A 13,114-nucleotide genomic window follows, 5' to 3' on the forward strand; every position below is an offset into this window, starting at 1 on the left:
CTCGAGCCGAGCACGTCAGCTCGGGCCGCGCATATCGATGCACGGTCGGGTGAGTCGATCCTGATCCGCCCCCCTCGCGTCGATGAGGGGATCGAGCTGTGGCGCATCGCCCGCGACTCGCGGACGCTCGATCTGAACTCGTCGTACGCCTACGTCCTCTACGCCCGCGATTTCGCCTCGACGTGCCGCATCGCGCTGGTCGACGGTGCGCCCGCGGGCTTCGTGACCGGTTATCGCCGCCCTGCGGACCCCTCGTGCCTGTTCATCTGGCAGGTCGCCGTCGACGCGCGGTTCCGCGGCCTCGGACTAGCCGGCCGGATGCTGGACGACCTGCTCCACGATCAGACGGTGCTCCCCCCGGTGCGCAGCCTGCAGACCACCATCACCGACGACAACGCCGCCTCGCAGCAGACGTTCCGCAGCCTCGCGCGGCGCTGGAACGACGCGCCGATGGTCGTCACCCCGCTCTTCGCGAGCGCACATCTGACGCACCCGTCGGATGCCGCGCATCACGAACCCGAACGGCTCTACGAGATCGGTCCGTCGATGTAGCCGTCACTTCCGCCCACCCGGGGCGGCGTGCACTCCCCGCACGTGATCTATCAAGGAGGAGAACACCCACAAGATGAATATCTTCACGCAGCTGGAATCAGAGGTTCGCAGCTACTCCCGCTCATGGCCCGTCGTGTTCGACCGCGCAGTCGGCAGTCTGATGTACGACGAGGACGGCAAGGAGTACCTCGACTTCTTCACCGGCGCCGGCGCGCTCAACTACGGGCACAACAATCCTGAACTCAAGCGCGTGCTGCTCGACTATCTGGCCGATGACCGCATCGTGCACTCGCTCGACATGTTCACCTCCGCGAGGCGCGACTTCCTCGAGACGTTCGACGAGCTGATCCTGAAGCCTCGCGATCTCGACTACAAGGTCGTCTTCCCCGGCCCCGGCGGCGCGAACGCCGTCGAAGCCGCACTGAAGCTGGCCCGCAAGGTGACCGGCCGCGAGTCGGTGGTCAACTTCACGAACGCCTTCCACGGCATGACGCTCGGCGCGCTCTCGGTCACGGGCAACTCCCTCAAGCGCGGCGGCGCCGGTGTTCCCCTCGTGCACGCGACCCCCATGCCGTACGACGACTACTTCGACGGCGACTATCCCGACTTCTTCTACTTCGAACGGCTGCTGGAAGACTCCGGCAGCGGTCTCAACATCCCGGCCGCCGTGATCGTCGAGACCGTGCAGGGCGAGGGCGGCATCAACGCGGCACGCGCGGAGTGGCTGCGTCAGCTCGCGGCGCTGTGCACGCAGCACGAGATCCTGCTGATCGTCGACGACATCCAGATGGGCTGCGGACGCACCGGCGACTTCTTCAGTTTCGAAGAGGCCGGCATCGTGCCGGACATCGTCTGCCTGTCGAAGTCGATCTCCGGTTACGGCATCCCCATGGCGCTCACCCTGATCCGTCCCGACCTCGATGTGTGGCAGCCCGGGGAGCACAACGGCACCTTCCGAGGGATCAGCCCAGGTTTCGCGACGGCCGCAGCGGCGCTGCGTCGGTACTGGTCGGATGACGAACTGCGCGATTCCACCATCACGAAGGGCGCCCGGGTCGAGGGATGGTTCAACACCTTCGTCGCGCGCTACCCGCAGCACGAGCTCATCGCCAAGGGTCGAGGTCTCGCCCGCGGTCTGCAATTCCCGTCCGGCGAGCTGGCGGATGCCGTGTGCCAGGCGGCGTTCGAACGCGGGCTGCTCATGGAGACCTCCGGTCCCGAGGGCGAGGTCATGAAGATCCTCCCCGCTCTCACCATCACCGACGTCGAGCTCGAGCGCGGACTGCGCATCATCGACGACTCCGTGCGCGCCGTGCTCGGCGAACCGGACCCGCATGCCGCCGACCACACGATCGACCACGACGCAGACCCCAGCGCACACGAGGCACAGAACAAGGAGCACACCCCCGCATGATCGTCCGCACACTCGACGAGATCACCGACACCGACGCCGACATCAAGACCGAGAACTGGCGCAGCAAGCGCATCGTCCTCGCGAAGGAGAAGGTCGGCTTCTCGGTGCACGAGACCACGCTGTACGCCGGCACCGTGAGCCGGTTCTGGTACGCGAACCACATCGAAGCCGTCTTCGTCGTGGAGGGCGAGGGCGAGATCACCGATCTCGGCACCGGCGAGACGCACCGGCTCGCGCCCGGTTCGCTGTACCTGCTCAACGACCACGACAAGCACGAGGTGCGCCCCCGCACCGAGATGCGCGTCGTGTGCGTGTTCAATCCGCCCGTCACCGGGCGCGAGGTGCACGACGAGAACGGCGTGTACCCGCTGGTCACCGAACCCGCCTGACCGCACCCGCAGCATCCGAACCATCCGCACGAGAGACAGGAGAACGACGCATGACCACCACGACCACCGCAGAGGACCTGTTCCCGACCCGACTGGCGCAGCCCTCCGATTTCATCACCCGAACCCAGCCCGCCGTGTGGGGAAGCGCAGACGACGGGCCTTTCTCCGAGGCCGAGCTGCAGGCGCACGAGCAGCGCGGCTTCACCGTGCTCGACGACTTCATCTCCGCTGAGGACGTCGCGTCCTACTCCGGTGAGCTCGACCGGCTCGCGTCCGACACGGCACTGCAGGGCGACGACCGGCTGATCACGGAGCGCACGACCGGAACCGTGCGCTCGGTCTTCGAGGTCGAGAAGCTGAGCCCCGTGCTCGAGGCCCTCGCCCGCGATCCGAAGGTGCTCGACCGGGCGCGGCAGATCGTCGGCTCGGAGGTGTACCTGCACCAGACGCGCATCAACTACATGCCGAGCTTCACCGGTACCGGGTTCTACTGGCATTCCGACTTCGAGACCTGGCATGCGGAGGACGGCATGCCGGTGCCGCGGGCGGTGAGCCTGTCGATCGCCCTGACCGACAACTACCCGTTCAACGGCGGACTCATGGTGATGCCGGGTTCGCACCGCACGTTCGTCCCCGCAGTCGGCGAGACGCCGGAGAACAACCACGAGCAGTCGCTGCAGGCGCAGGAGGCGGGGGTGCCGAGCCACGCGGCCATCACGGCGCTGGCAGACAAGTACGGCATCGATCAGTTCACCGGCGCCGCGGGTTCTGCACTGTGGTTCGACTCGAACATCATGCACGGCTCTGGGAACAACATCACGCCCTACGCCCGCTCGAACGTCTTCATGGTGTTCAACAGCGTCGACAACGCGCTCGTCGAACCGTTCGCCGCGAAGAGCCCGCGCCCAGGCCACATCGCGAACCGCGACTTCACTCCGCTGGGCTGAGCTCTGTCGCCGGTGTGATCTCACCTCGGCTCCCCCTCCCACCGCCCAGACCCCCCTGCATGCGTACGCACAAGGGGGGCGTGGGCGGCGCGGAGGGGCGCCCAGGTTTCGGGGCGGCACCGAGTCCCCGTCCCATGCGGTAGTGTCTTTCGCATGACAACCCGTTGGTATGCGTATTTCGAGTCGGCTCTGGAGGGGCCGGCGCTGATCTAGCGCATACCGACACCTTCAGAGCCGACAAGCCAGAGCATTTGCTCTGGCTTTCGCCGTTTCATCGGCGGGCTCTGCATCCGGGGTCCGCCTGCCGACAGGACAGGACCCATGAACACTCTCGATGCGACATCCGATCTGCACGTCTCGCAGTTCACGACTCTTCCGACCCCCGGCGACATCGCCGCCGAGCTGCCGGTCGGCGAGGAGCGCGCCGCGCTGGTCTCCCGCACGCGGGACCAGGTGCGCGCGATCATGTCCGGGGAGGACGACCGCCTGCTGGTCGTCGCGGGCCCCTGCTCGATCCACGACCCCGCCGCAGGGCTCGAATACGCCGGAAGGCTGGTCCGTGAAGCGGACAAGCACCGCGACGACCTGCTGATCGTGATGCGCACGTACTTCGAGAAGCCGCGGACGACGATCGGCTGGAAGGGTCTCATCAACGACCCGCACCTCGACGGCAGCCACGACATAGAGGAGGGGCTGCGCATGGCACGCGGCTTCCTTCGCGACGTCACCGCGCTCGGGATGCCGTGCGCCACCGAGTTCCTCGAGCCGATCAGCCCGCAGTACACCGCCGACCTCATCACATGGGGCGCCATCGGCGCACGCACCACCGAGAGCCAGATCCACCGGCAGCTCGCGTCAGGACTTTCGATGCCGATCGGCTTCAAGAACGGCATGGACGGGGGGCTTCAGGTGGCGCTGGATGCTGCGGCCGCAGCATCCGCCCCGCAGGCGTTCCTCGGCATCGGATCCGACGGTCGCGCGAGCCTGGTGGCGACGACCGGCAACCCGGACACCGGCGTGATCCTGCGCGGCGGTGCCGACGGTCCCAACTACGACGCCTCTCATGTCGCAGAGGCGGCTCGTCGCCTGGACGCGGCGATGCTGGCGCCGCGCGTTGTCATCGACGCGAGCCACGGCAACAGCGGCAAGGACCACGTGCGCCAGGCGATCGTGGCAGCGGAGATCGGCGAGCAGATCGCCGCGGACGGCACGGCGGTCGCGGGCGTCATGCTGGAGAGCAACCTCGTCGCCGGTGCGCAGAAGCTGGACGTCTCCTCGCGCGGCCGCCTGGTCTACGGGCAGAGTGTGACGGATGCCTGCATGGGCTGGGACGCCACGGAGATCGCGCTCGCGGCGCTGGCCGGTGGTGTGCGTCGCCGCCGTGCGTGATCGAGTCACTTGCCGGCATCGGCGGGAGCTTTTCGCACGTGTCGTACGCCTGGAGGATGCGAGAAGCTCCCATCGTTGCCGACCTGGCGCTGACGGATCGCACGCACCATCCGGAGAGCGCCGGAACGCACGACCGCGGCACCCGGTCCTGACGGTACGAAGAGCTGCTGCTTGATCCGCGCGGTGCGTCTGTGCGCGGTGATGAACGGACGCAGTCCCGCCTCCCAGGCATCCAGTCCGGCCGTCAGGTCGTCAGGATGCTCGTGCAGCGCCGACCCCAGTGCGGCTCCGCCGCGCAGCGCCGACGAGGCACCCATGCCCGAGTAGAGGTTGAGGCACCACGCCGCATCCCCCACGAGCACGACCCTGCCGGCGCTCCACCGCGGCATCCGCACCTGGTGCACGGAGTCGAACAGAATCTCGGGTGCGGCGTCCAGCTCGTCGAGGACATGCGTCACGACCGGTCCGTCCATCCCCGCGAAGACATGTCTCAGCTGATCGATGTGCGACCCGGCGAACTGCTGCTCGATATCGCGGGTGCGGTAGGTCAACAGCGCCGTCGGAGGATGGTCGGCGAAGCCGAACACCCACGCCGCCCGGCGGGGCTGCGCGTCGATGATGCTGTCGCTCGCGCCGAAGGACGGCACCTGCCGGGTCATCCGGAACGCGCAGATCATCGCGTCCCAGTTCTTCAGGTGATCCTCGTGCGGACCGAACACGATCCGCCGCACGCTCGAGCGCATCCCGTCCGCACCCACCACGAGGTCGAACTCCTCGTGCGAACGCGCGCCGGTCGCGGTGTTCTCGAGCACGGTCTCGACGGCGCCATGCGCATCACGGATGTCCGTGACGGTGGTCCCGAATCGAACCTCGACCTCGTGCGCGGAGATGCCGTGCCACAGCGCCGCCTCGATGTCACCCCGCAGCACGGCGGCAGGATCGCCCGGCTGGTCGAGGAAGCCCAGGCCCGGTGCGCGACGACCGCGCCGGTCGATCGACCAGGTGTTCCCCTCCGGCTTCCGCTCGGGGTTGCGGATGTGCAGATGATCGGCGATCCCCAGCTCGAACGCGGCACGCCTGCCTTCGGGGAACAATCCGACGAAGTAGCCCCCCGTCCGTCGTTCGCGCGAACGCTCGATGACGACCGGCATCCACCCCGCTTTCGCGAGACCTATCGCAGCGGCCATGCCTGCGATGCCCAACCCCACGACCAACGCTCTCTTCTTCATCACGGTGCCTTCCCGTCCGATCACTCTGTCCGCCGTCAGTCCGGGACGACGACGGCCCGGCTGCGCCCGGCGTGCGCCCAGGCCTCGCCGATGCGGCCCAACGGATACGCGGTGTACGGGACGTGCAACGATCCGTCGGCGAACCGCGCCATGACTTCCGGCGCCTCAGCGAGCATCTCTTCCGGCGATGCGGAGCCCGCACCGCTGCCGATGATCTTGATCCGTCTGCTCCGCAAAAGGTCTGCGGGCACGGACGCCCGCGGGCCGGCCATGGAACCGATCTGCACGTACGACGTGTCGGCATCAGGATCCTCACCACTGCGCCCGAGCGCACCGAAAGCCGCCTCGGCGACCGGACCCCACACGTAATCCAGCACGAGACCGGGGGATGCATCGCCGATGGCGGCGGCCAGCGCGTCCTCCAGTGCTTCCGGTCCGCCCTGGTTCAGCGACACCGTGGTCGCGCCGTCGGCGCGCAATCGGTCCAGCGCCTGCGGATCACGCCCTGCGGCGATCACTCGTTCCGCTCCGAGTGCATGGGCCGCCTGAGCTGCCAGGCTCCCCGACATCCCGGTCGCACCCAGGACCAGCACGGTGCCGAGCGCGCCCAATTCTTGGCGCCGAGCGGAGAGAACGACCCAGCCCGACAGGGCAGGGTTCATGCCGGCCGCGATCATCAGCGGATCGGCGCCTACCGGAACATCGAGCTGAATCGGCGCGTACAGCCGCTCGCCCATGGTCCCCATCGGGGGACGCGCGAATCCGGTGTATACCAGGCGCCCGTCGTCGGTTCGGGCGACGGCGTCGATCCCCGGCACGAGCGGGAACCCGCCGCCGCTGCTGTAGTGCCGTCCCGAGGCCAGGCCCCGCACGATGTTGTGCGCCCCTGCTCCGACCAGTTCCAGTGCCTCCCGCCCGTCGGGCACGGACGGCTCGGGGACTTCTGCACAGACGGGTGGGATACCCGGTTCGGTGACGACGGCAGCACGCATGATCTCGCTCCTTTAACTAAGTTAGACGATGCAGTCATCCTCCTTTAACTTTGTTAGAGTGTCAAGCGTGGCGAAAGACATCACCAGGGAACGCATAGTCGCAGCGGCGCTCGAGCTCCTCGATGAGGAGGGCATGGACGCCCTCACCGTCCGCGCCCTCGCCGCGCGCCTCGATGTTCGTGCACCCACGCTCTACTGGCACGTGCACAACAAGCAGGAGCTTCTCGACGAGATGGCCACCGCGGTCATGCGTCAGGTCACCGACGCCCTCGCTGGAATCCCGGCAGGCGCCGACTGGCGCGAAGACCTCGCCGCCTATGCGCGCGTGCTCAGAGCCGAATACCTGTCACGCCGCGACGGTGCCCGCATCTTCAGCGGTACGAGGCTCGCGGATCCGCAGGTCATCCGCATGAAGGAGCCGCTTCTCGAACGCTGGGCGACAGCATCCGGGTGGACGCCAGTCGAAGCCGACGACGCGATCGACCTGGTCACGGCGTTCGTGGTCGGGTTCGTGATCGAGGAGCAGGAGAAGCGCCAGTCGGCTGAAAGCGATCCCGAGCGGTACTCCGTCGCCGAGCGCGAGGCCTGGCTGGGGGAGGGTACGCCTCTGGTCAAGGAAGCCGGTCGCCTGCGCGACGACGGCGACCCTCGCTTCAAGCGGCATCTGGGCATCGTTCTGGACGGACTCGCCGCGAGGTCGGCCTAGGCCCAGTGGCTCCCAACGGCGTTGAGTGCCGGATGCTCGCGTCGTCAGGCGGCGCGCACGCTGAGGAGCTGCCAGCCCTCTGGAACCTTGGCGAGCAGCGCATCCATGTCATCGGCCTCGATCTGCTCGATGCGGTCGCGGCTCTGGAAGGTGCCCTTCGCCTTGAGGACGGCTGCCCCTTTGATCATCACCACGGGGGCCGAGACGAGGTCGAAGCCCTCCGGCCGGTGCGTGGCCAACTGCGTCTGGACGCCGGCGAGATCTGCGGCTTCGACGTCGACGGAGCGGGTTTCCACAGGACGCATCAGACCGATCAGCACACTCCGATCCTATGTCGACTGTGATCGGGAGAACGGCCGATCACGCCAGACTGTCCGTGTCGACGACAACGAGGAGGAGACCTGCCCATGCTCGACTTCATCGATCGCTTCGCCGCGCCGCGCTACCGCGCCGACCCTCAGCTCAGATGCGCATCGATCTGGGTGGGGACGGTCTCGAGCAAGAAGGCGCTCAACGCCTACCTCTCCCCTGGCTCCCCCGAACGCGCGCAGTTCGTGAAGGACGCGGGAGACGATTGGTACGACCACGACTTCCTCGATGCGCAGAAGCAGCGCTCCCCGCGCCCTGCCGCCGAGGTGATCACAGAGCTGGCGCAGAGCCATCACCTGCCCGCGGAGGCGACGTCGCGGTTGATCGACGCGTCGCGCGAGCGCGGTCTCGTCGAGGCCAATGCGTGGATCGTGCTCGCACAGCACACGTATGAGGGCGACGAGACGGTCGACTTCCACGGCTTCAGCTTCCTGGCCACTGTCGAATACCGGACTCCGCCGCCGCCGTTGACGGAACGTCTCACCCACCTGTTCGTCGGAGTCACGACGCTGCCGACCCTGGCGGATATGCGCTCCTACGTGGTGGACGGTGCACTCGCCGTGGAGGTCGGAGTCCAGCTCGAAGATGATCAGTACTACGGATACGAGCTCCGCAAAGGCGATGCCCGCCTGTCGGTGCGGGACTTCTTCGATCTGCCGATAGTGCGACATCGGATCGTCCTCGACGTCGTCATCGATGAGGTCGAGCGCGCCTGCCGCGACCGGGGGCTGGACTCGATCAATGCCTTCATGTCCGGCACCGCGGGTGACGGCGAACCACCACTGCCCATCGCTGCGGAACAGCGATTCGCGGGGTTGCACTACCTCGGAGCCTTCCCCTCGGCGCACATCTTCTAGGCGCACGCGTCGCATTCGTGGACCACGCGGTCGCGATACTGGACATATGACCGGTTTCACGCAGATCGCGGATGGACTGTCCATCCTGCTGGCGCTCGAGCGGATCCGCAGTGGCCTGGACTCCGGCGTGGAGGTTCACTGGGATGAACTCAGCCCGTACGTCATCGACCGCGCGAGGGTCAAGATCTTCCCTCTCGCGAAGGCATCAGGATCACCGGAAGCACAAGCGCGGCTGCTGCAGGTGAAATCGGTGCTGCAGCGCGACTGCATTCACTTCTTCGGCGGTGACTTCATCCATGCGGAGACCGCGCTCGACGCCGACGACGGATACGGGCGAAAGCTGGCGAGGACCGGCGCCGTCGACAGGACCTACGCCTGGAGGGTGCGGGACTACGCGGCGGTGCTGGTGCGAACCGTTGACCCGCAGCAATCGACCACGATGCTCGCTCTGCACATCCTTCCGCCTGAGTGGATCTGGCCGAAATTCCCCCACCCGGACGCGAACCGGGAACAGTCCCGTCGGAGTCGGATCGCGCGGCAGCGGGAGGCAGCGGACATTGATTGGAACTGGCCCGAGGTCGCGGACACGAACTCCGGCGAAGGGAGCGAGCAGTGATGCGTGCTGTGGGGTTCACCGAGCTCGGTGATTGGAGCCCGGTGGGCTACATCAACCAGTTCGTATGGATCGCGTTCGACGAGCGACTGGTCGCGACCGGTGAACGCAACGGGCCCGACAACCACGCGGGAATCTGGATCGCCGAGGATTTCCTCGAGCGATGGTCGGGTCGTCTGATCGAACGCGGATGGGAGTGGGTCGCCCCGTTCATAGAACGACTCGCGAACGGTGACGACTCGCTCGAGGTCGAGGCGCATGCGCTTCTGGAGTACTCACAGCGCCATGGTGGCGCGGCGCCGCCTGTTCACAACTGGGAGATCGATCCGGATCGCTACCGACCGTGCGAGTGACAGCACGAGGGCGTGAAGGAGCGGATGGTCGGGCAGGCGGGCCCAGGAACGCAAGAAGCGCCACCCGAACGGGGCGGCGCTTCTTTTTCTGTGGAGCCTAGGAGATTCGAACTCCTGACATCCTGCTTGCAAAGCAGGCGCTCTACCAACTGAGCTAAGGCCCCGAAACGGGTGTTTAGTTGAGGTGAAAAGTGGGGCTACCAGGATTTGAACCTGGGACCTCTTCATTATCAGTGAAGCGCTCTAACCAACTGAGCTATAGCCCCGTCAACCTCCAAGACTTTACCGGAGATCGACGGAAAATCCGAATCGGCGCCGGTCAGTCCCCCGGCCGCAGAACCGCGCTGCCGGCAGAGACGCTGACCACGATCGAATTCCGCGCGTTCGACGACGTCTGCAGGTTGTTGTCGAGCGACCCGGCGCTGACCTCCTGGCGCACGTCGTACTCTTCATCCGGCAGGGTGAGCACGAGCGAACCCGCACTCACGTCGAGCTGCACCTCATCGGGCGCCGTGCCGGTGAGTTCGGCCTCGAGCCGGCCGGCCGAGATCGAGAAATCTGCCTTGGACACATCGGCGAGCTCGAACTCGGCGCGCCCCGCGCTCAGATCCGCTTCTATCGAGTCCGCCGATCCAGTGATGAACAGCGCGCCGGCCCCCATCTCGACATCCACGGCTCCGAACTCGCCTTCCACGTCAAGGCTTCCCGCGCCCAGCGAGATGTCGGCGTCGATCTTCTCGTCGAGCAGCTCCTCCGGAAGGGTGAGCACCACGGTGCCCTCGTCCTCCATCCAGTCCCCGAACCACCAGCCGAAGTCCATGTCGGGGCTGTTCACGACGATCTCGTCATCATCGCGGAGCAGGGTCCACCGCTCGCTCCCGTTGCCGGACACCTCGAGTTCGGCCTCGTCGACATCGCCGAACGCGACATGCACTTCCGCACCGCCGAGTTCCAGGTCGAGTCCAGTGACGCCCGTCGCGTCGATCTGCTGCTGCGAACCGGTCGACGCCGTGACGTCGTTCACTGCGGCGACCGCCGCCGTACCGCCCGTCGCCAACAGGGCCACGCCGCCGAAGACGGCGATCGCGATGGCACCCGCCCGCGCGCCCGAGCCGCGGGGCGCCTCAGGACCTGAAGACGACACCGAGGATGCGGCGGTCGGCGCTGCCGGTGGCGGGTTGAGCGGCACGTCGTGCCCGCCCTGATCGCCCTGGCTGTTCTGTGATTCGGCGTTCATCGTGCCGCTCCTGTCTGTGGCGGGTTTCCGTGCGGACCGTTGCCGCTTCCGGTGTTCTCGATGTGGGCGAGCGCTGCGAGCACTCGACGGTTGCCGGCTTCGGGTTCGAGGCCGAGCTTCTGGAAGATGGAGGTGATGTACTTCTCGACGCTGCCCTCGGAGAGGAACAACAGTCCTGCGATCGTCTGGTTCGACTTGCCCTCGGCGATGAGCGAGAGCACCGTGCGCTCGCGCTCGGTGAGCTGCAGCATCCGATCGTCTCGATTGCGACGAGTGAGCAACTGCGCGACGACCTCCGGGTCGAGAACGGATGCGCCTTCGGCGATGCGCTCGATCGAGGCGACGAACTCGGACACGTCGGCGACCCTGTCCTTGAGCAGGTAGCCGAGTGGGCCGCCCTGCGCGGCGATCAGGTCGCTGGCGTAGCGCTCCTCGACGTACTGCGAGAGCACGAGGAGGGGGAGCGAGGGGTGCGTCCTGCGTAGCCCGAGCGCCGCGCGGATGCCTTCGTCCGTGAACGTGGGAGGCAGTCGCACGTCGAGGATGCACAGTTCGGGATCCGTCGTCTGCACCGCATCGGTGAGTCCTTCGGTGTCTGGCAGCGCCGCGACGACCTCATGGCCGGAGTCCTCGAGCAGTCGCACGAGTCCCTCACGCAGCAGCACGGAGTCCTCACAGATCAGGATGCGCATGGCACACTCACCTCCAGCGAGGTCGGTCCGCCCTGGGGGCTGTCGAGGCGGAACGTGCCGCCCGCCGCCAGCACCCGGTTGGAGATGCCGTCGAGTCCGCCACCGGGCTGCACCTGCGCGCCGCCCATGCCGTTGTCCTCGACCCGCGCCCACAGCACACCGCCTTCGCGCAGTCGCACGATCACGCGGCACTCACTGGCCCGCGAATGCTTCGCGGCGTTCGTGAGCGATTCCGCGATCGAGAAGTACACCGCCGCCTCGGCGTCACGGCTGCAGCGTCCGTCCATGCGCACATCGAGCTGCACGGGGATGTGAGATCTGCTGGCGAGCGCCGAGAGCGCCGCATCCAGGCCGCGATCGTCGAGCACGGACGCATGGATGCCGCGGGCGAGCTGCCGCAGCTCGGTGATCGCCGCCTTCGTCGAGGTGTGCGCCTCACCGATCAGCTGCTTGGCCGCCGCCGGGTCGTCGTCGATCTTCTGCTGGGCGAGACCCAGGGTCATACCGACCGAGACCAGCCGGGGCTGGACGCCGTCGTGCAGATCGCGCTCGATGCGGGTGCGCTCGACGTCGGCTGCGCGGACCGCGCCCTCCCGCTGAGCGCTCGTCGTGCGCACCTGCGCCGTGAGCTCGGCTTCGCGGTTCGGAACCACGAGTGCGCGGCTGATCGTACGATGCAGCAGCGCGAGGCCGATGATTCCGGCCGCTGCGGCGAGCACACCGAGGATCCCGACGAGCACGGCCCACTCGACGCCGACCTGTCCGACACCGAACGCGAGCGGAATGGTGATCGTCTCCGCCGCGCCGAGCGGAGCGAAGATCGTGATCGCGGAGAAGATCAGGGCCCAGAACAGCCGCAGCACGAGCGCACCGAAGATGCACGCGATGACGAAGCTCGCCACTGCCCGCCACATGCGCCCGTCGATGCTCTGACGCCCGAGCGAGCGCAGCCACCCTCCGAAGCCGGGTCGCTGGCGACGGCGAGGCTGGAGGTCGGGGACCTCGAGGGCGTACAGCCCTCTGATGCGAACGACCTCGAACCAGCCGAGACCGAACAGGGCGTACACGAAGCCGACCAGGACCAGCAGTCCTATCCCGAGGACGAACAGCAGTGCCAGCCCGGTTCCGAACGCCGCGGCGAGGATGCCGAGCACGACACCGCCGAGCGTTCCGAGCGCGGCCAGGTGAAGGATCGTGAGGAACAGCCGCAACGGCGGCGCTTTCGCCGGTGTCGCGGACACCGGGGACGGGACAGTCTGAGTGGTCATGTCTCAAAGGTAGGACGCGGGCGTCCGACCCGACACCGTGTCACCCGGAGAGGTCCGTTCGGGTTTCCCCTACTGCCGTGGATCGTGTGAACGACGAAGGGGGGGGT

General features: G+C 67.2%; 15 protein-coding genes and 2 tRNA genes. 9 read left to right on the forward strand and 8 right to left on the reverse strand.

What is annotated here, in order from left to right:
* Positions 1–105: 105 nt before the first annotated feature.
* The 5 genes from ectA to ACNPNP_RS16595 all read left to right on the forward strand — a co-directional run bounded on the left by ectA (position 106) and on the right by ACNPNP_RS16595 (position 4,691).
* Positions 106–552 carry a diaminobutyrate acetyltransferase gene (gene ectA, locus ACNPNP_RS16575; RefSeq protein ID WP_448967276.1) on the forward strand — a complete coding sequence of 149 codons (447 nt, stop codon included), beginning with the start codon at positions 106–108 and terminating at the stop codon, positions 550–552.
* A 73-nt stretch (positions 553–625) separates the two neighbouring features.
* Positions 626–1,966: a diaminobutyrate--2-oxoglutarate transaminase gene (gene ectB, locus ACNPNP_RS16580; protein WP_448967124.1), complete on the forward strand. Its 1,341-nt coding sequence runs from the start codon at positions 626–628 to the stop codon at positions 1,964–1,966.
* Positions 1,963–2,355, forward strand: coding sequence for an ectoine synthase (locus ACNPNP_RS16585; protein WP_448967125.1), 393 nt, complete (start codon positions 1,963–1,965; stop codon positions 2,353–2,355). Before ectB ends, ACNPNP_RS16585 begins: the two co-directional genes overlap by 4 nt.
* A 50-nt stretch (positions 2,356–2,405) precedes the next feature.
* The gene (gene thpD, locus ACNPNP_RS16590; RefSeq protein ID WP_448967126.1) at positions 2,406–3,302 is read left to right on the forward strand and encodes an ectoine hydroxylase; all 897 of its coding nucleotides are present in this window, start codon (positions 2,406–2,408) and stop codon (positions 3,300–3,302) included.
* Positions 3,303–3,623: 321 nt separating this feature from the next.
* Positions 3,624–4,691 (forward strand): 3-deoxy-7-phosphoheptulonate synthase, encoded by a 1,068-nt coding sequence (locus ACNPNP_RS16595; protein WP_448967127.1) that lies wholly within the window; start codon positions 3,624–3,626, stop codon positions 4,689–4,691.
* A 5-nt stretch (positions 4,692–4,696) separates the two neighbouring features.
* Here ACNPNP_RS16595 and ACNPNP_RS16600 read toward each other — a convergent pair whose 3' ends face one another.
* Entirely contained in the window at positions 4,697–5,920 is a 1,224-nt protein-coding gene (locus tag ACNPNP_RS16600) for an FAD-dependent monooxygenase (RefSeq protein ID WP_448967128.1), read from the reverse strand.
* A 35-nt stretch (positions 5,921–5,955) separates the two neighbouring features.
* Positions 5,956–6,912 carry a zinc-binding dehydrogenase gene (locus ACNPNP_RS16605; RefSeq protein ID WP_448967129.1) on the reverse strand — a complete coding sequence of 319 codons (957 nt, stop codon included), beginning with the start codon at positions 6,910–6,912 and terminating at the stop codon, positions 5,956–5,958.
* A 67-nt stretch (positions 6,913–6,979) separates the two neighbouring features.
* On the opposite strand from ACNPNP_RS16605, the gene ACNPNP_RS16610 reads away from it, so the two are divergent.
* Positions 6,980–7,618 (forward strand): TetR/AcrR family transcriptional regulator C-terminal domain-containing protein, encoded by a 639-nt coding sequence (locus ACNPNP_RS16610; RefSeq protein ID WP_448967130.1) that lies wholly within the window; start codon positions 6,980–6,982, stop codon positions 7,616–7,618.
* 44 nt (positions 7,619–7,662) lie between these two features.
* On the opposite strand, the gene ACNPNP_RS16615 is transcribed toward ACNPNP_RS16610, so the two are convergent.
* Complete coding sequence (locus tag ACNPNP_RS16615) at positions 7,663–7,938, reverse strand: hypothetical protein (protein WP_448967131.1); 276 nt, start codon at positions 7,936–7,938, stop codon at positions 7,663–7,665.
* An 87-nt stretch (positions 7,939–8,025) separates the two neighbouring features.
* Between ACNPNP_RS16615 and ACNPNP_RS16620 the strand changes: the two genes are divergently transcribed.
* Genes ACNPNP_RS16620 through ACNPNP_RS16630 form a run of 3 tightly spaced genes read left to right on the forward strand, consistent with a single transcriptional unit; the run spans position 8,026 to position 9,810 of the window.
* Positions 8,026–8,844 carry an immunity 22 family protein gene (locus ACNPNP_RS16620; RefSeq protein ID WP_448967132.1) on the forward strand — a complete coding sequence of 273 codons (819 nt, stop codon included), beginning with the start codon at positions 8,026–8,028 and terminating at the stop codon, positions 8,842–8,844.
* 46 nt (positions 8,845–8,890) lie between these two features.
* Complete coding sequence (locus ACNPNP_RS16625) at positions 8,891–9,460, forward strand: hypothetical protein (RefSeq protein WP_448967133.1); 570 nt, start codon at positions 8,891–8,893, stop codon at positions 9,458–9,460.
* On the forward strand, positions 9,457–9,810 hold the full coding sequence (locus ACNPNP_RS16630; RefSeq protein WP_448967134.1) for a hypothetical protein: 354 nt from the start codon (positions 9,457–9,459) through the stop codon (positions 9,808–9,810). Before ACNPNP_RS16625 ends, ACNPNP_RS16630 begins: the two co-directional genes overlap by 4 nt.
* A 91-nt stretch (positions 9,811–9,901) precedes the next feature.
* Here the strand turns inward: ACNPNP_RS16630 and ACNPNP_RS16635 are convergent.
* From ACNPNP_RS16635 to ACNPNP_RS16655, 5 genes are all read right to left on the reverse strand, one after another.
* A tRNA-Ala gene (locus tag ACNPNP_RS16635) sits at positions 9,902–9,974 on the reverse strand.
* 28 nt (positions 9,975–10,002) lie between these two features.
* Positions 10,003–10,076: transfer RNA gene (locus tag ACNPNP_RS16640), tRNA-Ile, on the reverse strand.
* A gap of 53 nt (positions 10,077–10,129) precedes the next feature.
* Entirely contained in the window at positions 10,130–11,047 is a 918-nt protein-coding gene (locus ACNPNP_RS16645; RefSeq protein WP_448967135.1) for a hypothetical protein, read from the reverse strand.
* Complete coding sequence (locus tag ACNPNP_RS16650) at positions 11,044–11,739, reverse strand: LuxR C-terminal-related transcriptional regulator (RefSeq protein WP_448967136.1); 696 nt, start codon at positions 11,737–11,739, stop codon at positions 11,044–11,046. The genes ACNPNP_RS16645 and ACNPNP_RS16650 overlap by 4 nt, the downstream gene beginning before the upstream one ends.
* Positions 11,727–13,007 (reverse strand): sensor histidine kinase, encoded by a 1,281-nt coding sequence (locus ACNPNP_RS16655; RefSeq protein WP_448967137.1) that lies wholly within the window; start codon positions 13,005–13,007, stop codon positions 11,727–11,729. The genes ACNPNP_RS16650 and ACNPNP_RS16655 overlap by 13 nt, the downstream gene beginning before the upstream one ends.
* Positions 13,008–13,114: the final 107 nt, after the last annotated feature.

Source organism: Microbacterium xerophyticum (assembly GCF_053543555.1).